This is a genomic window from Pseudomonas sp. ME-P-057, from assembly GCF_030208975.1.
GTDB classification, from domain to species: Bacteria; Pseudomonadota; Gammaproteobacteria; order Pseudomonadales; family Pseudomonadaceae; genus Aquipseudomonas; species Aquipseudomonas lutea.
The window spans coordinates 1-18,947 of record NZ_JARVSX010000012.1; the positions used below are offsets into that span (position 1 = coordinate 1).

At 60.1% G+C, this 18,947-nt stretch carries 21 protein-coding genes and 1 other RNA gene; 10 read left to right on the forward strand and 12 right to left on the reverse strand.

What is annotated here, in order from left to right; genetic code table 11:
- Nucleotides 1-389: 389 nt before the first annotated feature.
- On the reverse strand, nt 390-860 hold the full coding sequence (locus QRN48_RS05905) for an Lrp/AsnC family transcriptional regulator (RefSeq protein WP_285349426.1): 471 nt from the start codon (nt 858-860) through the stop codon (nt 390-392).
- A gap of 148 nt (nt 861-1,008) precedes the next feature.
- Between QRN48_RS05905 and QRN48_RS05910 the strand changes: the two genes are divergently transcribed.
- A complete protein-coding gene (locus QRN48_RS05910) occupies nt 1,009-1,356 on the forward strand; it encodes an ACT-like domain-containing protein (RefSeq protein WP_191944103.1) in 348 nt (115 codons plus the stop codon).
- A 112-nt stretch (nt 1,357-1,468) separates the two neighbouring features.
- Nucleotides 1,469-3,253, forward strand: a complete 1,785-nt coding sequence (gene tfpB / locus QRN48_RS05915; RefSeq protein ID WP_037016468.1) for a type IV pilus assembly ATPase TfpB — start codon at nt 1,469-1,471, stop codon at nt 3,251-3,253.
- A gap of 224 nt (nt 3,254-3,477) precedes the next feature.
- On the opposite strand, the gene QRN48_RS05920 is transcribed toward tfpB, so the two are convergent.
- Both QRN48_RS05920 and QRN48_RS05925 read right to left on the reverse strand, forming a co-directional pair.
- Complete coding sequence (locus tag QRN48_RS05920) at nt 3,478-4,527, reverse strand: L-idonate 5-dehydrogenase (protein WP_285349430.1); 1,050 nt, start codon at nt 4,525-4,527, stop codon at nt 3,478-3,480.
- 14 nt (nt 4,528-4,541) lie between these two features.
- Entirely contained in the window at nt 4,542-5,312 is a 771-nt protein-coding gene (locus QRN48_RS05925; protein ID WP_191944105.1) for a glucose 1-dehydrogenase, read from the reverse strand.
- 143 nt (nt 5,313-5,455) lie between these two features.
- Here QRN48_RS05925 and QRN48_RS05930 point away from each other — a divergent pair, with 143 nt between their 5' ends.
- From QRN48_RS05930 to QRN48_RS05940, 3 genes are all read left to right on the forward strand, one after another.
- Entirely contained in the window at nt 5,456-6,394 is a 939-nt protein-coding gene (locus QRN48_RS05930; RefSeq protein WP_037016475.1) for an SPFH domain-containing protein, read from the forward strand.
- 3 nt (nt 6,395-6,397) lie between these two features.
- Nucleotides 6,398-6,844 carry an NfeD family protein gene (locus QRN48_RS05935; protein WP_285349432.1) on the forward strand — a complete coding sequence of 149 codons (447 nt, stop codon included), beginning with the start codon at nt 6,398-6,400 and terminating at the stop codon, nt 6,842-6,844.
- A gap of 78 nt (nt 6,845-6,922) precedes the next feature.
- Entirely contained in the window at nt 6,923-7,240 is a 318-nt protein-coding gene (locus tag QRN48_RS05940) for a DUF2388 domain-containing protein (protein ID WP_191944106.1), read from the forward strand.
- Nucleotides 7,241-7,333: 93 nt separating this feature from the next.
- On the opposite strand, the gene gcvH is transcribed toward QRN48_RS05940, so the two are convergent.
- From gcvH to QRN48_RS05980, 8 genes are all read right to left on the reverse strand, one after another.
- Entirely contained in the window at nt 7,334-7,717 is a 384-nt protein-coding gene (gene gcvH / locus QRN48_RS05945) for a glycine cleavage system protein GcvH (RefSeq protein WP_037016482.1), read from the reverse strand.
- A 66-nt stretch (nt 7,718-7,783) separates the two neighbouring features.
- The gene (gene gcvT, locus QRN48_RS05950) at nt 7,784-8,866 is read right to left on the reverse strand and encodes a glycine cleavage system aminomethyltransferase GcvT (protein ID WP_037016485.1); all 1,083 of its coding nucleotides are present in this window, start codon (nt 8,864-8,866) and stop codon (nt 7,784-7,786) included.
- 152 nt (nt 8,867-9,018) lie between these two features.
- Nucleotides 9,019-10,635 (reverse strand): ABC transporter permease, encoded by a 1,617-nt coding sequence (locus QRN48_RS05955; protein WP_037016487.1) that lies wholly within the window; start codon nt 10,633-10,635, stop codon nt 9,019-9,021.
- 139 nt (nt 10,636-10,774) lie between these two features.
- Nucleotides 10,775-11,776, reverse strand: a complete 1,002-nt coding sequence (locus QRN48_RS05960; RefSeq protein ID WP_285349433.1) for an extracellular solute-binding protein — start codon at nt 11,774-11,776, stop codon at nt 10,775-10,777.
- Nucleotides 11,777-12,042: 266 nt separating this feature from the next.
- On the reverse strand, nt 12,043-13,263 hold the full coding sequence (locus QRN48_RS05965; RefSeq protein ID WP_191944109.1) for a 2-octaprenyl-3-methyl-6-methoxy-1,4-benzoquinol hydroxylase: 1,221 nt from the start codon (nt 13,261-13,263) through the stop codon (nt 12,043-12,045).
- Between the two features lie 49 nt (nt 13,264-13,312).
- A complete protein-coding gene (ubiH, locus tag QRN48_RS05970; protein WP_191944110.1) occupies nt 13,313-14,500 on the reverse strand; it encodes a 2-octaprenyl-6-methoxyphenyl hydroxylase in 1,188 nt (395 codons plus the stop codon).
- Nucleotides 14,497-15,831: a Xaa-Pro aminopeptidase gene (pepP, locus tag QRN48_RS05975; RefSeq protein WP_285349559.1), complete on the reverse strand. Its 1,335-nt coding sequence runs from the start codon at nt 15,829-15,831 to the stop codon at nt 14,497-14,499. Before pepP ends, ubiH begins: the two co-directional genes overlap by 4 nt.
- A gap of 81 nt (nt 15,832-15,912) precedes the next feature.
- Complete coding sequence (locus tag QRN48_RS05980; protein WP_037016500.1) at nt 15,913-16,464, reverse strand: YecA/YgfB family protein; 552 nt, start codon at nt 16,462-16,464, stop codon at nt 15,913-15,915.
- 149 nt (nt 16,465-16,613) lie between these two features.
- Between QRN48_RS05980 and QRN48_RS05985 the strand changes: the two genes are divergently transcribed.
- The 4 genes from QRN48_RS05985 (at nt 16,614) to QRN48_RS06000 (ending at nt 18,081) form a co-directional block, all read left to right on the forward strand.
- The gene (locus QRN48_RS05985) at nt 16,614-16,823 is read left to right on the forward strand and encodes a TIGR02449 family protein (protein WP_037016503.1); all 210 of its coding nucleotides are present in this window, start codon (nt 16,614-16,616) and stop codon (nt 16,821-16,823) included.
- Nucleotides 16,820-17,143: a cell division protein ZapA gene (locus QRN48_RS05990; RefSeq protein ID WP_037016504.1), complete on the forward strand. Its 324-nt coding sequence runs from the start codon at nt 16,820-16,822 to the stop codon at nt 17,141-17,143. Before QRN48_RS05985 ends, QRN48_RS05990 begins: the two co-directional genes overlap by 4 nt.
- A gap of 31 nt (nt 17,144-17,174) precedes the next feature.
- A non-coding RNA gene (gene ssrS, locus QRN48_RS05995) (6S RNA) lies at nt 17,175-17,353 on the forward strand.
- A gap of 101 nt (nt 17,354-17,454) precedes the next feature.
- Nucleotides 17,455-18,081: a 5-formyltetrahydrofolate cyclo-ligase gene (locus QRN48_RS06000; protein ID WP_285349435.1), complete on the forward strand. Its 627-nt coding sequence runs from the start codon at nt 17,455-17,457 to the stop codon at nt 18,079-18,081.
- A gap of 64 nt (nt 18,082-18,145) precedes the next feature.
- On the opposite strand, the gene QRN48_RS06005 is transcribed toward QRN48_RS06000, so the two are convergent.
- On the reverse strand, nt 18,146-18,292 hold the full coding sequence (locus tag QRN48_RS06005) for a hypothetical protein (RefSeq protein WP_152597700.1): 147 nt from the start codon (nt 18,290-18,292) through the stop codon (nt 18,146-18,148).
- Between the two features lie 192 nt (nt 18,293-18,484).
- Here QRN48_RS06005 and QRN48_RS06010 point away from each other — a divergent pair, with 192 nt between their 5' ends.
- Nucleotides 18,485-18,940, forward strand: coding sequence for an EVE domain-containing protein (locus QRN48_RS06010; RefSeq protein WP_285349437.1), 456 nt, complete (start codon nt 18,485-18,487; stop codon nt 18,938-18,940).
- The last annotated feature ends 7 nt before the right edge of the window (nt 18,941-18,947 follow it).

Below are 18,947 nucleotides of genomic sequence, written 5' to 3' on the forward strand. Positions count from 1 at the left end.
CGTAGGACCGGCTTCAGCCGAAAAGAGGCCAGTGACAGCACTCTCAATTTACAGTGTGCCTGCCGAAGCCTTCCCGGCTAAAGCCGGTCCCACCGACAACATACTGTGCACCCGTAGGACCGGCTTCAGCCGGGAAGAGGCCAGCGACAGCACTCTCATTTTTGCAGTGAGCCTACCGACGCCTTCCCGGCTAAAGCCGGTCCCACCAACAACATACTGTGTACCCGTAGGACCGGCTTCAGCCGGGAAGAGGCCAGCGGCAGCACTCTCATTTTTGCAGTGTGCCTACCGACGCCTTCCCGGCTAAAGCCGGTCCCACCAACAACATACGGTCCCACTAGCGAACGCGATCCATCAGCGGGGCTGGCTTCAGCCGGGAAAGGCGAAAGCTATCTCACAATCGGCAAGCTCGTCGTCGATTTGATCTCCGACAGCGCCACAGTCGAGTTCACCTCCTGTATCCCCGGCACCAGCGAAAGCTTTTCGAAGAAGAATCGCTCGTACGCTTCGATGTCCGGCGTGACGATGCGCAGCAAGAAGTCCACTGAGCCCATCAACACATAACACTCCAGCACCTCGGGAAATCCGCGGATCGCATCGGTGAACTCGGTGAAGTTGGACCGACCGTGAGCGTTGAGCTTCACCTCGGCGAAAATCTGCGTGTTGAGCCCGATTTTTTTGCGATCGAGCAGCGTGACCTGACGCCTGATCACCCCTTCATCTTTCAACCTCTGGATCCGTCGCCAGCAGGGCGATTGCGACAGGCCTACCTGCTCGGCAATTTGCGCGCTCGACAACGACGCATCCTCCTGCAGCAGTGCCAGAATTTTTCGATCGTAGCCATCCAGCTCTGTATGCATAGCTGAGTCTCCAAAGCCAGATTGGTCACATAAACAAGTCTTTTTCGGCGCGACACAGCATATCTTCGATCAGAAATTTCTGCTGGAGCATGTAAAACTTTCTTTCATCCGCCGTCACTGCAACGGTACGTTTGCCAGGAGATCTTGCATGCCGCATTTTGAAGCCTTCCACCCTGCCCCACTGCGTCACGATGCTTGGTCGGTGGGTAACGCTCACTGCGTGTCGCGCTTTGAAATTCTTGCCGAGGCCGAAGCCGATGTGCTCTGCCGGCTGCTTAATCTTTTTGCAATGCAGTACCTCATACCCCGCCAGGTTTCAGTGCTGCAACAGGAAGACATGTTGATGGTGAGTGTTGAAGTGGGGGGCATGACATGGCACCGGGCGCAGGTCATTGGTGAAAAAATGCGCAACTTGGTCAGCGTATGCTCGGTCGAACTGGAACCGATAGGCGATTTGCACGTCGTAACCGAGGCCGTCTCACTCGCTGCCAGTTGAGTGCTCCGAAAATATTGGCAATGCTTCACTACCGGCAGGGCACCGCAACTGGCACGCTTGGGACTACTCTTGCTCATCACCGAAGTAAGCCGTCTCGCCCGAAGGAGCCCGCATGTCCGTCCTCGCCTCATCATCTCAGGACCGCTGGCTGGATCTGAACGAAGTACTGCGCGATCTCGTCGCGCAGGGTTACCTCGATCAGGACAATGCCGAATATGCGCTCACCCTGCGCCGAGCTGCGCAGAACCTCCACGCCCATCCGCTCGAACTCATTGCCAACCAGCAGTTCGATAACCACAAGCGGCCCGGCAAGAAACTCGATCTTGAAACCCTGACCGCCTGGCTGGCCGAGCAAGCCGGGCAGCCGTATCTGCGTATTGACCCGCTGAAGATCAACGTCGCTGCCGTCACACCGTTGATGTCCTACGCCTTCGCCCAGCGCCACAAGATTCTCGCGGTGGATGTTGATCGCGATGCGGTCACTATCGCCAGCGCACAGCCCTACGTGCATGCGTGGGAAGCCGACCTGACCCACGTGCTGAAAATGCCGATCAAACGGGTCGTCGCCAATCCCGTCGACGTGCAGAAACTGGCCGTCGAGTTTTATCGGTTGGCAAAATCGGTCAGCGGCGCCAGCGCCAGCGACCAAAAAGTCAGCAACATGGGCAACTTTGAACAGTTGCTCAAGCTCGGCGCCAGCGATCAGGAACCCGATGCGAACGACGCGCACATCGTCAATATCGTCGACTGGCTTTTTCAGTACGCCTATCAGCAGCGCGCCAGTGACATTCACATCGAGCCTCGTCGTGAAGCGGGAACGGTGCGGTTCCGCATCGACGGCGTGCTGCACAACGTCTATCAATTCCCGCCGCAGGTCGCGATGGCGGTTACCAGCCGCCTGAAGAGTCTGGGCCGCATGAATGTGGCCGAGAAGCGCAAGCCACAAGATGGCCGTGTGAAGACCAAAACGCCTGACGGCGGCGAAGTGGAACTGCGGTTATCGACGCTGCCTACCGCGTTCGGGGAAAAGATGGTGATGCGGATCTTCGACCCGGAAGTACTGCTCAAAGACTTCGACCAGTTGGGATTCTCCGGCGATGACCTCCGCCGCTGGGAAGGCATGACCCGCCAGCCCAACGGCATCATTCTGGTGACAGGACCGACCGGTTCCGGCAAAACCACCACGTTGTACACGACGCTGAAAAAGCTGGCGACATCGGAGGTGAACCTCTGCACCATCGAGGACCCGATTGAAATGGTCGAGCCAGCGTTTAACCAGATGCAGGTCCAGCACAACATTGATCTGAACTTTGCCAGCGGCGTGCGGGCACTGATGCGGCAGGACCCTGACATCATCATGATCGGCGAGATTCGCGACTTGGAAACAGCAGAAATGGCTATCCAGGCCGCGCTCACGGGTCACTTGGTGCTTTCGACCCTGCACACCAACGACGCACCCAGCGCGGTCAGTCGCTTGCTCGAATTGGGTGTGCCGCATTACCTGCTTAAAGCAACGATTCTCGGCGTAATGGCACAGCGGCTGGTGCGTACGCTTTGCCCGCACTGCAAGGCGCCGATCGAGATGGATGAGGCTGACTGGCAGACCCTGACACGCCCGTGGCAGGCGCCTGTGCCGAGTGGCGCGCATCGGGCGGTCGGCTGTGCCGAATGCCGCGACACAGGGTATCGCGGCCGCGCCGGGGTCTACGAAATCATGCTGATGTCAGACGCCGTCAAATCGCTGATTTCAGCCGACCTGGACCTGACGGCATTGCGTCGTCAGGGATTCAAGGATGGCATGCGCAGCCTGCGGTTGTCTGGCGCGCAAAAGGTCGCAGCAGGGCTAACGACGGTGGAAGAAGTGCTGCGCGTAACGCCACAGAGCGAGCAGCGTTAGCCACCCTGAGCGCTGCCCGCGAACCCGTCAAATGGGCCGCAGTCATGTTAGCTGGCACGCCGCAATCACTGTAGGAGCCGGCTTGCTGGCGAACGAGATGGGGCAGTGGCATAAGGGCGCCTGACACAACGCCTTCGCGGGCAAGCGCCCCTACAGGGCGCTGGTCTGGTAATGCCGCAATGGCCTGTGCCGGCAGTGCCACACCAGCCCGATTGCTTACTCCGTCAGACGTCTGCAACGCCGAAGTCCAGCACCACTTTCATCGCCTGTTGCTTGTCTCCCGCCAGCTCGAACGCTTGAACGGCATCTTCGAAGGCAACGGTATGGGAGATCACGGGCGTGACATCGATCACCTTGCGGTTAAGCAAATCCACGGCTTGAGCGAATTCGGCATGGAAGCGGAAGGTGCCGCGCAGATCGATTTCCTTGCCCACCACCAGATTCAGGGGAATCGCCACGTCCCCGCCGAGCCCGACGGTCACCACGATTCCGCGGGGACGCATACAGGTCAGACCGTTACCCAGCGCCTGAGCGCTGCCGGATGCTTCGAACATCACATCGAAATAACCCTTATCGGCGGTATAGCGAGCCAGCGCCTGCGGCTCGTCACGCAGGTTATGCGTCTCGCTGGCGCCCATGCGACGGGCACAAGCCAGCGCGCTGTCGCTCAGGTCCGCAGCCACGATCTGCAGCGCACCTGCCGCGCGCAGGCTGCCGATCAGCAAATTGCCGATCGGGCCACAACCGGTCACCAACACGCGCTTGCCGAATACCCCGCCGGCACGCTGGATTGCATGGAGCCCCACCGACAGCGGTTCGGCCAGCGCGGCTTCTGCCAGCGTTGTGGTGGGCGCCAGCAAATGGGCCTGGCTTGAATCGATCACAAGACGCTCACGAAACGCGCCCTGGATGTGAGGGAAAGGCATCGCGCTGCCGTAAAACCGCATGTTAAGGCAGTGATTGGGCAGGCCCTCATGACAGTATTTGCAGTCACCGCACGGTCGTGACGGCGAGACAGAAACCCGTTGTCCAACGCTGAACGTGCCGTTCGCATCCGCGACTTCCTCAATGACCGCCGAGATTTCATGGCCGAGGACCATCGGCTCTTTCAGTCGAACCGCACCGAAACCGCCGTGCTGGTAGTAATGCAGGTCCGAGCCGCAGATACCGCCGCGAGCGACGCGTACTCGCAGCTGACCGCTGACCAGCGGCAGTGCGTCGTCGGCAGGCTCGACGCGCAGATCTTTCGCGGCGTGGCAGACAATCGATTGCATGAGCGTTCTCCGTGTTACAACGAGGCCGTGATGGCACCGTCGACGTAAAGGATGTGGCCGTTGACGAAGCTTGCTGCGTCCGATGCCAGAAACACCGCAGCGCCCGCCAGCTCTGACACGTCGCCCCAGCGACGACTCGGCGTGCGCTGCACCAGCCAGTCGCTGAATTCGGCATTGGCCACCAGCGCAGCGTTCAGCTCGGTTTTGAAATACCCCGGACCGATGCCGTTGACGTTAAGACCCAGCGGGCCCCAGTCTATCGCCATCCCCTTGGTCAGCATTTTCAACGCGCCTTTGCTTGCCGTGTACGGCGCAATCCCCGGGCGGCCCAGCTCGCTCTGCACGGAGCAGATGTTGATGATCCGCCCGCGTCCACGCGCAATCATGCAGCGGGCAACGGCCTGACCGACAAAGAACGCGCTGTCCAGATTGGTGCGCATGAGCTCGTGCCAGTCTGCTTCCTGAAAATCGGCCAGTGGCCCGCGTCTTTGTATGCCCGCGTTGTTGACCAGAATTTCCAGCGCCCCGACGCGCTGCTCGATTGCCTGAACCGCAACGGCAACCGCGGCGCTGTCGGTCACGTCAAAGGCTTGGGTATGAACAACGTGCCCCTCGTTCGCGAGGGTCTGCGCCGCTGCTTGCAGCGTCTGTTTATTACGACCATTCAGCACCACTGTGGCGCCGGCTTCGGCCAGGCCACGGGCGATCGCCAGGCCAATACCCGCGCTGGAACCGGTTATCAACGCTACCCTGCCGTCGAGGCGAAAACTATCTAGAACAGCCATGACGCTCTCCTATGGTGTGTATTGCTCAAGGCTCAGCTGCTGCGCGAACCGTGCTGCCAGTGGTACAACAGAATCTCGCCGCGCAGATCCAATTACCCTACTCTGCCCGATCGACTTCTTACCGTCACCAACAGGGATCCGTTATGCAAACCGGAAGTGTGGTTTTACTTTTTGTGGCGTTGGCCGTGGCCATCGTGTTTATGGGCTTCAAAGTGGTACCGCAGGGGTACCAGTGGACCGTTGAACGCTTCGGCCGCTACACCAACACGCTCAAGCCTGGGCTGAACATCATCGTGCCGATAGTCGACCGTATAGGCCACAAACTGAACATGATGGAGACCGTGCTCGACATCCCGCCACAGGAAGTCATCACGTCGGACAACGCCACGGTGCAGATCGACGCCGTGTGTTTTTACCAAGTGGTCAACTGCGCCCAGGCCGCGTATGAGGTCAATAACCTGCAACACGCTATTCGCAACCTGTTGCAGACCAATATCCGGACCGTACTCGGTTCGATGGAGCTGGACGCGATGCTCAGCCAGCGCGACGGTATCAACGAACGGCTGCTGCGCATCGTCGATGAGGCCACTGCGCCATGGGGCATCAAGATCACCCGGATTGAAATCAAGGACATCAGCCCTCCTGCTGATCTGATGGCGGCGATGTCGGGGCAGATGAAAGCCGAACGAATCAAACGCGCTCAAATTCTGGAGGCCGAAGGGCTAAGGGCTTCGGCCATCCTCACCGCCGAGGGCAAGAAGCAGGCACAGATTCTGGAAGCCGAAGGCGAGCGTCAGGCCGCATTTCTGGAGTCCGAAGCCCGTGAACGACAGGCCGAAGCCGAGGCGCGCGCGACCCAGGTGGTTTCCGAGGCCATTGCGTCAGGCGATGTGCAGGCAATCAATTACTTCGTTGCACAGAAATACATTGATGCGCTGGGCAGGCTGGCTTCGGCCAACAACAGCAAAGTCATTCTCATGCCGCTGGAGGCCAGTCAGATGATCGGAGCCATTGGCGGTATCGGCGAGATCGTCAAAGCCACGTTCGACACGCCCAAACCTGAAGCCGGCAAGCGAGTCTGAGCCATGTGGACCTATCTGCAAGACCTGTCGTTTTGGGACTGGCTGGGGCTCGGCACGGTGCTGCTGATCCTTGAGGTGTTCGGTGCGGGCGGCTATCTGCTGTGGATCGGCGTCGCTGCAGCAGGCGTGGGCATTCTTACCTACATCCTGCCGGCCTTGAGCTGGGAAATGCAGTTCGTGTCATTTGCGGTGCTGTCGGTGCTGACTGCCCTGTACTGGTGGCGCCGTCAGCGCAGCGTGCAGCGCAAGTCGGATCAGCCGGGGCTGAACATGCGCGGCTCGGAGTTGATCGGACAGACCTTCGTGGTTCAGGAATCCATCATCAACGGGCGAGGCAAGATCAAGGTCGGCGACGGCGTCTGGATGGTCGTAGGACCGGATGCTCCGGCAGGCGACCGTGTGAGGGTGACCGCACAGGACGGCACGATTTTGCACGTGGTGGTCGTATGACTGCCAGCGCCTGGGGAACTAGACCGGGCAACGGCGTATCAAATCGTTTCAGAACAAACCAAAATCGGAGTACCCGTCATGCGTCTCAAACTTGCTGTAGCCACGTTAGCCTTGCTTTCCCTGCCGGTCGGTTCAGCGATGGCCGACGGTTTTCTGCGGGACGTCCTGTCGTCCGGTGCAACCACCGGCTCCACCTACCTGACTTTCCGTCATCACAAGCTGATCGTTGCCGCACAAGATGACGCTGGCAGTTATGTAGCCAGCAACGGCGAAATCCGCGGCCCGTACCTGGAAGCGGCCATGGATCAGGTTCGCAAGGACAACCCGGCGCTCAAGGCATCGGATATGGACTTGGCGAACGCCATCCTGGCGAAAAACCTGGTCGCCGAACAGTAATTCTCTTTTGGGGCTCACCGGCGTTTGCTCGCCAAATCAGTCTCAACAAAAAGCCGCTCATTGGAGCGGCTTTTTTACGACTGGCCGAGCAGCTTACTCGCCAATCAGAGCCTTGTAGCCCGCTGCGTCGAGCAGCTTGCCCAGGTCGTCGGTGTTGGCTGGCTTGACCTTGAAGATCCACGATTCGTAAGGGGTGTTGTTCAGGGCTTCCGGCTCACCCGTCAGTGAGTCGTTGACTGCAACAACTTCACCCGCCACTGGCGAGTAGATGTCGGACGCAGCCTTCACGGACTCGACCACGCCTGCCTGATCGCCTGCCGCTGCGAAGACTTTGCCGACTTCCGGCAGCTCGACAAACACCACGTCGCCCAGCGCTTCCTGCGCATGATCGGAGATACCCACAACGATCAGATCACCTTCTTGCTTTGCCCACTCGTGGCTTTCAGCGAAACGCAGTTCGGCGGGAGTAGTGCTCATGTTCTTGTCCTCTCTACTTCATCAGGTCAGCGGAAAAACCCGCCAGGGATGGCTGTCAAATCTGGTTTAGATCAACGCTTTGCCGTGACGCACGAAAGCGGGTTGCACCACACGGACCGGGTACCACTTGCCGCGAATTTCCACTTCGGCACGGTCAGCGGTTGCCATCGGTACACGCGCCAGCGCGATCGACTTGCTTAGCGTAGGAGAGAAACTACCACTGGTGATCTCTCCTTCGCCAACTTCCGCTACGCGGACGACCTGATGGGCGCGCAAAACGCCCCGCTCTTCCAGGACCAGTCCTACTAATTTGGAAACAAGGCCTTGCGCGCGTTCCGCTTCAAGTGCAGCGCGCCCGATGAACTGCCTGTCTTCGGGCGCCCACGCGACAGTCCAGGCCATGTTTGAGGTCAGCGGTGAGACATGCTCGTCGATTTCCTGGCCGTAGAGGTTCATCCCGGCCTCCAGACGCAGTGTATCGCGCGCGCCCAACCCGATCGGCGAAATGCCGGCGCCCACCATGTCGTTGAAGAAACTGCAGGCCTCGCTGGCGGGCAGAATGATTTCCAGGCCGTCTTCACCGGTATAGCCCGTGCGGGCAATGAACCAGTCGCCGTCTTGCTGGCCTTCGAATGGCCGCAGTGTATGGATGAGCGCCGTACGCTCCTGGGTGACCAGTTCGCCGATCTTCTGCCGTGCGTTGGGCCCCTGAATGGCGAGCATGGCCAGTTCCGAGCGATGCTCGACGCGCACGTCATAGCCGGCAAGGTTGGCGTTCATCCAGGCCAGGTCCTTGGCGCCGGTGGCGGCATTGACTACCAGCCGATAACCCGTCTCGGTCAGGTAGACGATCATGTCGTCGACGATGCCGCCACGGGTGTCGAGCATTGCGCTGTAAAGCGCGCGCCCAATCTGCTGCAACCTACCCACGTCGTTGGCCAGCAGACGCTGCAGCCAAGGCTGGGCCTGGCTTCCGGATATGTCGAGCACATGCATGTGCGACACGTCGAAAATCCCGCAGTCCCGGCGCACCTGATGGTGCTCCTCGACCTGGGAGCCGTAGTGCAGGGGCATATCCCAACCACCAAAATCGACCAGCTTTGCGCCAAGCGCAAGGTGCAGGTCAAAGAGGGGCGTGCGCTGTCCCATGGGTTTCTCCTTCCGGGCGTGGCGAAGACGCAGTCAATTGCAATCCCGCAAACCCCCCGACTTGGGGTCTGACGCTTATGCTAATTTGTGGAATTGTCTGACAGACCGAGTCGATTGCGGCGCATTGTAGCCGCAAGGTCAGCACCCCGCACCTAGCCAATCGGCCTGGCCGAACGTCTAATCAGACCGATGACCGGAAGCAACCCGACCAGCACCAATGTCAGCGCTGGCAAAGCGGCACGCGCCCACTCACCTTCGCTGGTCATTTCAAAGATGCGCACGGCCAGCGTATCCCAGCCAAACGGGCGCATGAGCAGAGTGGCGGGCATTTCCTTGAGCACATCCACGAAGACCAACAGTGCAGCGCTCAGCGTGCCGGGGATGAGCAGCGGCAGATAAATCCTGAAAAACAATCGCGGGCCGCTAACGCCCAGACTGCGTGCAGCCTCCGGCAACGATGGGCGAATGCGCGACAAACTGTTCTCGAGCGGCCCGTAAGCGACTGCAATGAACCGCACCAGATAGGCAAGCACCAGCGCCCCCAGGCTGCCCAGCAGCAGCGGCTTGCCGGCACCCCCCAGCCAGCCGGAGAGCGGCACGACCCATTCGCGGTCCAGATAACTGAACGCCAGCATGATCGACACCGCCAGCACCGAACCCGGCAACGCGTAGCCGATGTTAGCGACGCTGACCCCGGAGCGAATGGCCCGAGTGGGCGCGAGGCGTCGGGCAAATACCAGAATCATCGCGACGCACACCGTGACCAGCGCAGCAATGGCCCCCAGATAAAGCGTGTGGAGAATCAGGCCGGCGTAACGCTCATCCAGATCGAATCGACCGCGTTGCCAGACCCAGACGATCAATTGCAGCAGCGGCACCACAAATGCGCAGGCGAACACCAGCCCACACCATGCACTAGCTGCAGCGGCTTTAAACCCATGCAGGTGATATAACGCTTTGACCCTCGGCCGCTCGTTGCTCGGTCGGCTCGCCCCCCGTGCGCGATGCTCGCCGTACAGGAGGACCATGACGGCCAGCAGCAGTAGGCTCGCCAGTTGCGCGGCGCTCGACAGGCTGAAGAAGCCGTACCAGGTTTTGTAGATCGCGGTGGTGAAGGTGTCGAAGTTGAACACCGAGACGGCGCCGAAATCGGCAAGGGTTTCCATCAATGCAAGGGCCACGCCCGCGCCGATTGCCGGCCTTGCCATGGGCAGTGCAACCCGCCAGAAGGCCTGCCACGGGGACTGGCCGAGGATGCGCGCCGCCTCCATGAGGCCTTTTCCCTGGGCCAGAAACGCAGTGCGCGCCAGTAGGTAGACGTAGGGATAGAACACCAGCACCAGCACGATGATGACGCCGCCGGTGGAGCGCACCCGCGGCAAACGCAAACCTGAGCCGAACCACTCGCGCATCAGCGTTTGCACGGGGCCTGCGAAATCCAGCAAGCCCACAAAGACGAACGCCAGCACATACGCCGGGATCGCAAAGGGCAACATCAATGCCCAATCCAGCCAGCGCCGTCCGGGGAACTCACACAGCGCTGTCAGCCATGCCAGGCTCACCCCAAGCAGTGTGACACCCAGTCCCACGCCGATGACCAGCGTGAGGGTATTGCCCAACAATCGCGGCATCTGGGTTTCCCAAAGATGGGACCAGATCTGCAGGTCGATGGTCTGCCAGGAAAGAAACAGTACGCTCAGGGGCAACAGCACCAACGCGGCGATGGTGAAAACCAGGGGATACCAGCGACGCTGGGGGGAATGGGCCAAGGACGTTACTCATGGATTTAGAGATCCCCTGCAGGAGCGCCCTGGCCCTGGTGATGACATAGCCTCAGACACCTTCATGTCATGGTCTATAGCCTTCGCGGGCAAGCGCGCTCCCTCAGACGGGGCTGCCTGGTTGCAATCAATTCCAGCCAGCGCGGTCCATCATGCGAATCGCTTCGGCCTGCCGGCGCCCGGCCACTTCAACCGGGATGGTGTCCGCCTTGAACGCGCCCCAACTGGCCACTTCTTCGGAAGGCGCGACTTTCGGGTTGGCGGGAAACTCCTGGTTGGTGCCGGCGAAGATGGTCTGGGCGTCAGGGCCGGTCATCCACTCGACCAACGCTTTGGCGGCCTCGGCATGCGGCGCGTACCGAGTCAGGCCAATACCGGAGAGATTTACATGGACCCCGCGGTCCGATTGGTTGGGCCAGAACAGGCGTACGGCCAGATCCGGATTGTCCTTGTGCAGACGACCGTAGTAGTAGGTGTTGACGATGCCAACATCGCATTGGCCGGCGTTGATGGCCTCCAGCACCGCGATGTCATCGGAAAACACGTCGGTGGAGAGGTTATTCACCCAGCCCTTGAGAATCTTCTCTGACGCTTCGGCGCCGTGGGTTTCGATCAGCGTGGCGGTGAGCGACTGGTTGTAGACCTTTTTAGCGGTACGCAGGCAAAGGCGCCCTTCCCACTGCTTGTCAGCCAGCGCTTCGTAGGTCGAAATCTCTTCGGGTTTAACGCGATCAGTGGAGTAGGCGATGGTCCGGGCCCGCAGGCTCAGGCCAGTCCAGCTGTGGGTTGAAGATCGGTACTGCGACGGAATGTTCGCGTCGATAACCGGCGAGGTGAAGGGCTGCAGGATGCCCATTTGTTCCGCTTGCCAGAGGTTGCCTGCGTCGACAGTAAGCAACAGGTCAGCGGTGGCGTTTTCCCCTTCAGCCTTGATGCGCTGCATGAGCGGCGCTTCCTTGTCGGTGATGAACTTGACCTTTACACCGGTCTTGGCGGTATAGGCATCGAATACCGGCTTGATCAGCTCGTCGATACGAGAGGAATACACCACCACTTCATCTGCGGCCTGGGCGGAGCTGCCGAGCACGGTTAATGCCAGGGCAGCCAAAAGACGCTTGCTCGCCTGCATGCAGGTTCTCCTGATTCGGGGGAAAAACGAGGCGAAATGGTAGTGAATCGCATCTACCTTCTCAACCGGTGTCAGTGTGGAGGCGTTACTGGATGTTGCGGAGTGAAAGAAGTGCTGCAACCAGATTCACAGAATATGGAGGCTGCTCTAGTGAGACCGGCTTTAGCCGGGATAGGCCAGCCGAAACGCCATCATATTCGCAGCATGCGCTTTCCCGGCTGAAGCCGGTCCCACGGTGAGCCGCGTTTACAGAAAGGGTTGTGGTTTCAGAGCTTTGCCAAGTTGGGGAGATCCCCGGTCAGACCCAAGGCCTGGCGCACGAACAATGCCTTTGCCTCCGCCGAGCGGTCGACCATCTTCAGCCCCGCATTGCGCAGCAGACGAACCGGCAGCGCGTCAGCCTGGAACAGCCTTTCAAAGCCCTCCATTGCGGCCATCAACGCGAGGTTATGCGGCATACGTCGACGTTCGTAACGACTCAGGACCCTCTCATCGGCCAGCCGCTCGCCCCTCTCGACTGCGCCGCGCAATACTTCGGCGAGCACTGCGGCGTCCAGAAAACCCAGGTTGACCCCCTGCCCGGCCAAGGGATGGATGGTGTGCGCGGCATCGCCGATCAGTGCAAGGCCCTCGGCCACGTAACGTTTGGCATGGCGCTGACGCAAAGGGACGCAAAGCCTCGGGTCGACAGAGATGACCTTTCCGAGACGACCTTCGAACGCAGTTTCCAGCTCCCGGCAGAAGCGTTCGTCGTCGAGCTTCATCAATCGCTCTGATTGCTCCGGCGTCACGGACCACACGATGGAACACCAATGCTCGCCCTCACGGTCGAGTGGCAAGAAAGCCAGCGGTCCCTCGTCGGTAAAACGCTGCCACGCCGTTTTGTGGTGGGATTCAGCGGTGCGCACGCTGGTGACAATGGCGTGATGCAGGTAGTCCCACTCACGCGTGGCTGTGCCGGTCATGCGCCGCACAGTGGAGTTCGCGCCATCGGCCGCGACCACCAGCGGCGAGCGCAACAGGCGACCATCGGAAAGCGTCAGAAGCCAGTCATCACCGGACCGCCGCATCTGCTCCAGACGCGCATCGGCCAACAAGCCGATGCTGCTCTGCTGCAGGCGCTCGACCAGCGCGTCTTGCACCACGCGATTTTCGACAATATGCCCAAGGACCTCAGCGTGAACACTGGAAGCGGAAAAATGCACCTTGCCCGTGCCGCTGCCATCCCACACGTGCATATCGCCATAAGGGCTGACTCGGCGCGCAAGAATCCCTTCCCAGACACCCAGCCGCTCAAGAATGCGCTGACTGGCGATCGACAGGGCGCTGACCCGCGCTTCAAAGGGGGCGTCGGCCACGAACGGTTTAACGGTCAGAGGCCCGCCGTCCACCACAACGATGTTCAGGCCGCTGTCTCGCAACGCCAATGCGAGCGCGCTTCCTACCATCCCGGCCCCGATAATCAGCAGATCTGCGCGCGTTTCCATGCTTTAAATCGTTCTCGGCAGTGGCGAAAGCCACAAGTGAATGGAGTGTTCAGACATCGGTGCGCGTTCCAAGGCCCATCGCCTGGCGAGCGAACCAGCTCTTGGCCGAGGGCAGCAAATCCAGACCAAGCAGGCCCAGGTTGCGTCCGGTGGTCAGCAGAGACTGCTGGCTGCTGAACAACCGCGTCACCTGATCAGAGAAACCAATGGTCATTTGTTGATCAGCACGCTGGCGCTCACGGTAGGCCTGCAACGTCGACAGGTCACCCATAGGCGCCTCGCTGGCCAGCAGCGCTTCGGCGAGGGAAGCGGCATCACGCAGCGACAGGTTAAAGCCCTGCCCCGCGATAGGATGCAGGCTGTGGGCTGCGTTCCCCAGCACCACCAGATGCGAGCGAATCTGTTCTTCAGCTTCGATGAGTGCCAAAGGATAACTGTGGCGTGCCCCCACTTGCTTAAGCGTACCCAAGCGGTAGCCGAACACACCTTGCAGCTCGCTGAGGAAACTTCGATCGTCCAGCGCCACTAGTCGTTGCACGTCATCGCCGGTGCGTGTCCAGACCAGTGCGCAGCGGTTGTCCGGTAGCGGTAAAAAGGCCATCGGGCCATCTTGGGTGAAGCGCTCAAAAGCCTGGCCACCGTGCGCGTCACCTGGCGTGACGTTCGCAATCAGTGCGCTCTGGTCGTAAGGGGTATTGCGCACGGTAATGCCCAGCTGCTCGCGCAGGCCGGAGCGGCCACCGTCAGCAAGCACCGCCAGGTCGCAGTCGAGCTGGCTCTCATCGTTCAGGGTGAGCCGATAACCGTCGGGCAGCGCCTGCATATGGGTCACTTCGGCCGGTACGCGCCAGCTAATCACGTCCCGGTCCAGCGCCTGCCACAGGCACTGCCCCAGCCAGGCGTTTTCCACCACGTAACCCAGAGCCGGCACGCCTTCCTGCATGGAAGACAAATGCGCCGCGCCGAACCGGCCTTTGTCGGAAACGTGAATTTTGAGGATGGGCTCGGCGCGGCGGCTAATGTGCTGCCACAAACCCAGGCGCTCGTAGATCTGCCGCGCGCCAAACGAGAGTGCGGATGAGCGTGCGTCGTAACTGGGTTGATACGTGTCGCCGGGCGCAAATGGCTCGATCAGGACAATCTTCCAGCCCCGCGCCTTCGCTCCAGCCTGCAGCGCCAATGCCAGGCTCGCGCCAACCAGCCCGCCACCTACGATGGCCAGGTTGAAGCGGCTCATGCGGCCTGGATTCGCGCAGCGGCCATCAGCGCCTCGATCTCGGCGACGGTTTTGGGTACATCGCCTGTCAGGATTTCACAGCCTTTTTTGGTGACCAAGACGTCGTCCTCGATTCGCACTCCGATCCCGCGCCATTTTTTGGCGACGGTTTGGTTGTCCGGTGCTACGTAAATGCCGGGCTCCACCGTCAGCGCCATGCCAGGTTCCAGCACGCGCCACTCGCCGCCGACCCGATATTCACCCACGTCGTGTACATCCATGCCCAGCCAGTGCCCGGCACGGTGCATGTAGAAAGCTTTGTACGCTTCGGCGGCAATCAGTTCATCCACAGATCCCCGCAGCAGCCCGAGATCCACCAGCCCTTCGGTAATTACCCGGACGGTGGCCTCGTGCGCCTGATTCCAGTGATTACCGGGCTTGATGGCAGCAAAAGCGGCTTCCTGCGACCTCAGCACCACTTCGTAAATCGCCTTTTGTTCGTCGGTGAACTTGCCGCTGACCGGGAACGTGCGTGTGATGTCGCTGGCGTAGCAGTCGATCTCGCAGCCCGCATCGATCAGCACCAGGTCGCCGTCTTTGAGCGGCGCGTCGTTTTCCTGGTAGTGCAGGACGCACGCGTTGCGCCCGGAGGCGACGATGGAGCCATAAGCCGGCATCTTCGCCCCGCCCTTGCGGAACTCGTAATCAAGCTCCGCTTCAAGACTGAACTCATAGAGCCCGGCGCGGCTGGCCTGCATGGCCCGCACGTGCGCTCGTGCAGAGATTTGCGCTGCCTCGCGCATGACCTTCACTTCGGCAGCTGACTTGTACAGGCGCATGTCGTGAAGCAGGTGATCAAGCGCAACGAACTCTTTTGGCGGCTGCGCGCCCAAGTGCGCCTTGGAGCGAATGACGTTGATCCACTCCATGACGTGCCGGTCAAACTCGGGATTGCTCCCCATGGACGAATAGACCCGATCACGGCCCTCAATGAGGCCCGGCAAGATGTCGTCTATGTCGGTAATGGGAAAGGCATCGTCGGCGCCGTAGTCCCGCGTTGCGCCGTCTTGCCCTGCCCTAAGGCCGTCCCACAGCTCACGCTCGGGGTTGCGCTCGCGGCAGAACAGAACGTACTCACCGTACTCACGGCCGGGGATCAACACGATTACCGCTTCGGGCTCGGGGAAGCCGCTCAGGTACTGAAAATCGCTGTCCTGCCGGTACACATGCTCCACGTCCCGATTACGAATGGCCACCGCCGCAGCAGGCAGAATAGCGATGCTGTTGGGCTCCATCTGCTCCATCAACGCCTTGCGGCGCCGGGCATATTCGGCTTTCGGGACACGAATCATGGGCAAGTGCGGTTCTCCAGGGTGAGCGCTTCGGTCAACGACGCGCAACGCCAGGCTGACCGAAGCGACGATGACGCGCAGTCAGTGCAAAGACGGCTTGGCTTCGGCTTCAGCCTTTTTGTTGAACTCGGTGAACAGCAACAACGGCGCGATGCGCAGGTATTCCATCACTTCCATGTAGTCGCTCTCGCCGTCTTCCGACTCTTCAAGGGCGTCCTGGATCTGCGCGATGGCTGCCAGATCCTGAAGCACCTCGGCGGCCTCTGCGCTCAGCGGCTGGCCACCGACGCGTGCAAAACCGTTGAGGAAGCCCTGGCACCACTGGGCCATGGCCACGACGCGGTTAGCCAGAGGTTCGTCGTCACCGGGCAGTAGCAGCACGACAGTCATGTCGTCACCGGTGAGTTCGTTTTTTACCATTTCCTGGAGACCGATCAGGGCCTGGCGGACATTGCCCTCAGGCTCTGTTTCCAGCAGCAGCAAAGCGTCGGCGACCCACTCGTCTGCATCGAAGCCTGCGCCGGCACAACTGCGCCCCAGCAACAGGCCTTGCAATTCGGCGGGAGAAACGTGATGACCGCTGCTGGTGAGCAGCGCGGCGAAGCCGTTGTACGGGGAATTCTGAATAGGCATGGGCAACTAGGCGCCAAGCGGCGCAATGTCTAGAATGAAGGCCTTGTATCGTAGCACCGGCAGACGCGCCCAAGCTATCAGGCGATGTCCGGGGCGAATCCAGACGCCAGCGCCTGCGCCACTCATCAGAAAATAATCAGTGGAAAACAATGGAAGACAACGACCTGCAAGCGCTGATGGCCCGACTGGAGCTATTGATCAATCGTGTCGAGCAACTAAAAAGTCAAAACGGACTCCTATTAGCTCAGGAAAAATCCTGGCGCGAGGAACGCGCTCAACTCATTGAAAAAAACGAAATCGCCCGGCAAAAGGTCGAGTCCATGATTTCGCGCCTCAAGGCCCTGGAGCAAGACTCATGAGTAATGGCAACAGCATCACCGTGCAAATCCTCGACAAAGAATACTCAATCATCTGCCCCCAGGAGGAGCGCACCAATCTGGTGAGCGCTGCACGCTATCTGGACGGCAAGATGCGCGAAATTCGCAGCAGCGGCAAAGTCATCGGCGCCGACCGTATCGCGGTGATGGCCGCACTGAACATTACCCACGATCTTTTGCACAAGCAGGAAGTGCCGCCAGTTCAGGTGGCCGCAGATGGGTCGACCCGCGAACAGGTTCGCGACTTGCTGGATCGTGTGGATCTGGTCCTTGCCACGGATTCGGATAAAGCGCAAGGCTGATTGTTTGGACATGATTCGGTATACTTGCGACCGCTCCCTGGAGTGCTTGCCAGTCGGTCATGTCCCTGAGCCGATACGCACAACCACGGGGGTTGCACGTTGGGGTTGGTGTGCATGTCCGCTCGACGGAAAGCCTTAAAACCTCCTGCAATCTCCACCTTGAACTTTCGGGTTCAAGGGCTACACCGACAGCGGTTCGTCGGGGAGTCTCGAATCCAGTACCCATCGCCAGACGCCCCGTCTGGCGGTGGTCATCGTGAATCTTTCTGATTACACGACATCACCCTTCAAAGCCTGATGGACCCGCCAGCATGCCCTCCTCCGGCGCCGCTTCCCTCCCAGACCCTTCAAACCTTTCCCGACCACAATTACGCCGTCTGCTGCGACAAAATCGCCGCGCGCTCAGCCGCGCAGAACAGCGACGGGCGGCGCAGGCGTTGTACCGACAACTCGCGCAAAACCCGCTTTTTCGCCGTGCCCGCCATGTTTCCCTGTACCTTCCGATGGACGGTGAAATCGATCCTCGCCTGCTGCTGCGCGAAGCACAGAAGCGCGGCAAGACCACGTATTTGCCGGTACTCAGCGCCTGGCCACGGACGAAAATGGTGTTTCAGCGCGTGCGGCGTGGCGAGAAGTTCAAGCCGAACCGGTTCCGAATCCCCGAGCCGCGTATCAATCCCAGGTCACAGCGCAAAATCTGGGCGCTGGACCTGGTCCTGATGCCGTTGGTGGGCTTCGATGTCGACGGAGGACGGCTTGGCATGGGAGGCGGTTTCTACGACCGCAGCCTGGCGTATCTGGCGCGCCGCAAAGCGTGGCGCAAGCCGATGCTGCTGGGCATGGCCCACGAGTGTCAGAAAACCGGGAAGCTGGCGGTTGCCAGTTGGGATGTTCCGTTGAATGGAACGGTGACAGACAAGCGATGGTATCTGGCGTAAAGCGGATTTTTAGTCTGTAAGCGCGCATCCCTCAGAGATGACAGACGCGCGCAAACGAAATGGCTCAGCGACGAAGCGGCTGTTGCTGCTGGGTGATTTCGACCGGCGCGTCAGCTTTGGCGGCCCATAAGCTTTGCGCGTACCCCGTGGTGACGATGCCCAAGCCGAACAAAATAGCCAAAACCCACAGTACATCCGGCTTGCGTCGCATTTATCGCCCCTTTGTAACGAATCAGAATCTGACATCGATAACGTTTGAATAAGGCTGCCAGACAGTGCAGCCCTTAAAATGCCGGCATTCTGCGGCAACATGACGCAACACGCAAATACTGGCGCCAGCCGACTGTCGGTTTGTCATCAAAGCGTAGGACAACTTTCCCAACCCTTCTCAGGAACCTCAAAGATGGCCTACTGGCTGATGAAATCCGAGCCCGACGAGCTCTCGATCCACGACCTGAAAAAACTCGGCCAGACCCGTTGGGACGGGGTGCGCAACTATCAAGCCCGTAATTTCCTGCGCGAAATGACGGTAGGTGACCAATTCTTCTTTTACCACTCCAGCTGCCCTGAGCCAGGCATCGCAGGCATCGGCGAGATCGTCAACACTGCGTATCCCGATCCCACTGCGCTGGACGAAAAAAGCGCTTACTTCGACGCAAAAGCCACGGAGCCCAAAAATCCCTGGAGCGCTCTGGATGTGGCGTTCATTGAAGCCTTTCCGAAAATCCTGGGCCTTGGATTCCTGAAACAACAAGCCGCGCTGGAGCAGCTGCCACTGGTGCAAAAAGGCAGCCGTTTGTCGGTGATGCCGGTCACACCCGAGCAATGGAGCGCCGTGCTCGGGTTGCAGCGAGCTTGAAACACCG

Excerpts from the sequence above, each read along its gene's own strand:
- QRN48_RS06005 (WP_152597700.1), bottom strand. The coding sequence starts at position 18,292 with ATGCGACGCAAGCCGGATGTACTGTGGGTTTTGGCTATTTTGTTCGGC.
- QRN48_RS05930 (WP_037016475.1), top strand. The coding sequence starts at position 5,456 with ATGCAAACCGGAAGTGTGGTTTTACTTTTTGTGGCGTTGGCCGTGGCC.
- tfpB (WP_037016468.1), top strand. The coding sequence starts at position 1,469 with ATGTCCGTCCTCGCCTCATCATCTCAGGACCGCTGGCTGGATCTGAAC.
- QRN48_RS05910 (WP_191944103.1), top strand. The coding sequence starts at position 1,009 with ATGCCGCATTTTGAAGCCTTCCACCCTGCCCCACTGCGTCACGATGCT.
- QRN48_RS05935 (WP_285349432.1), top strand. The coding sequence starts at position 6,398 with ATGTGGACCTATCTGCAAGACCTGTCGTTTTGGGACTGGCTGGGGCTC.
- QRN48_RS05905 (WP_285349426.1), bottom strand. The coding sequence starts at position 860 with ATGCATACAGAGCTGGATGGCTACGATCGAAAAATTCTGGCACTGCTG.
- QRN48_RS06010 (WP_285349437.1), top strand. The coding sequence starts at position 18,485 with ATGGCCTACTGGCTGATGAAATCCGAGCCCGACGAGCTCTCGATCCAC.
- gcvH (WP_037016482.1), bottom strand. The coding sequence starts at position 7,717 with ATGAGCACTACTCCCGCCGAACTGCGTTTCGCTGAAAGCCACGAGTGG.
- QRN48_RS05985 (WP_037016503.1), top strand. The coding sequence starts at position 16,614 with ATGGAAGACAACGACCTGCAAGCGCTGATGGCCCGACTGGAGCTATTG.
- pepP (WP_285349559.1), bottom strand. The coding sequence starts at position 15,831 with ATGATTCGTGTCCCGAAAGCCGAATATGCCCGGCGCCGCAAGGCGTTG.
- QRN48_RS05940 (WP_191944106.1), top strand. The coding sequence starts at position 6,923 with ATGCGTCTCAAACTTGCTGTAGCCACGTTAGCCTTGCTTTCCCTGCCG.
- QRN48_RS05990 (WP_037016504.1), top strand. The coding sequence starts at position 16,820 with ATGAGTAATGGCAACAGCATCACCGTGCAAATCCTCGACAAAGAATAC.
- QRN48_RS06000 (WP_285349435.1), top strand. The coding sequence starts at position 17,455 with ATGCCCTCCTCCGGCGCCGCTTCCCTCCCAGACCCTTCAAACCTTTCC.
- QRN48_RS05980 (WP_037016500.1), bottom strand. The coding sequence starts at position 16,464 with ATGCCTATTCAGAATTCCCCGTACAACGGCTTCGCCGCGCTGCTCACC.
- gcvT (WP_037016485.1), bottom strand. The coding sequence starts at position 8,866 with ATGGGACAGCGCACGCCCCTCTTTGACCTGCACCTTGCGCTTGGCGCA.
- QRN48_RS05920 (WP_285349430.1), bottom strand. The coding sequence starts at position 4,527 with ATGCAATCGATTGTCTGCCACGCCGCGAAAGATCTGCGCGTCGAGCCT.
- QRN48_RS05925 (WP_191944105.1), bottom strand. The coding sequence starts at position 5,312 with ATGGCTGTTCTAGATAGTTTTCGCCTCGACGGCAGGGTAGCGTTGATA.
- ubiH (WP_191944110.1), bottom strand. The coding sequence starts at position 14,500 with ATGAGCCGCTTCAACCTGGCCATCGTAGGTGGCGGGCTGGTTGGCGCG.
- QRN48_RS05960 (WP_285349433.1), bottom strand. The coding sequence starts at position 11,776 with ATGCAGGCGAGCAAGCGTCTTTTGGCTGCCCTGGCATTAACCGTGCTC.
- QRN48_RS05965 (WP_191944109.1), bottom strand. The coding sequence starts at position 13,263 with ATGGAAACGCGCGCAGATCTGCTGATTATCGGGGCCGGGATGGTAGGA.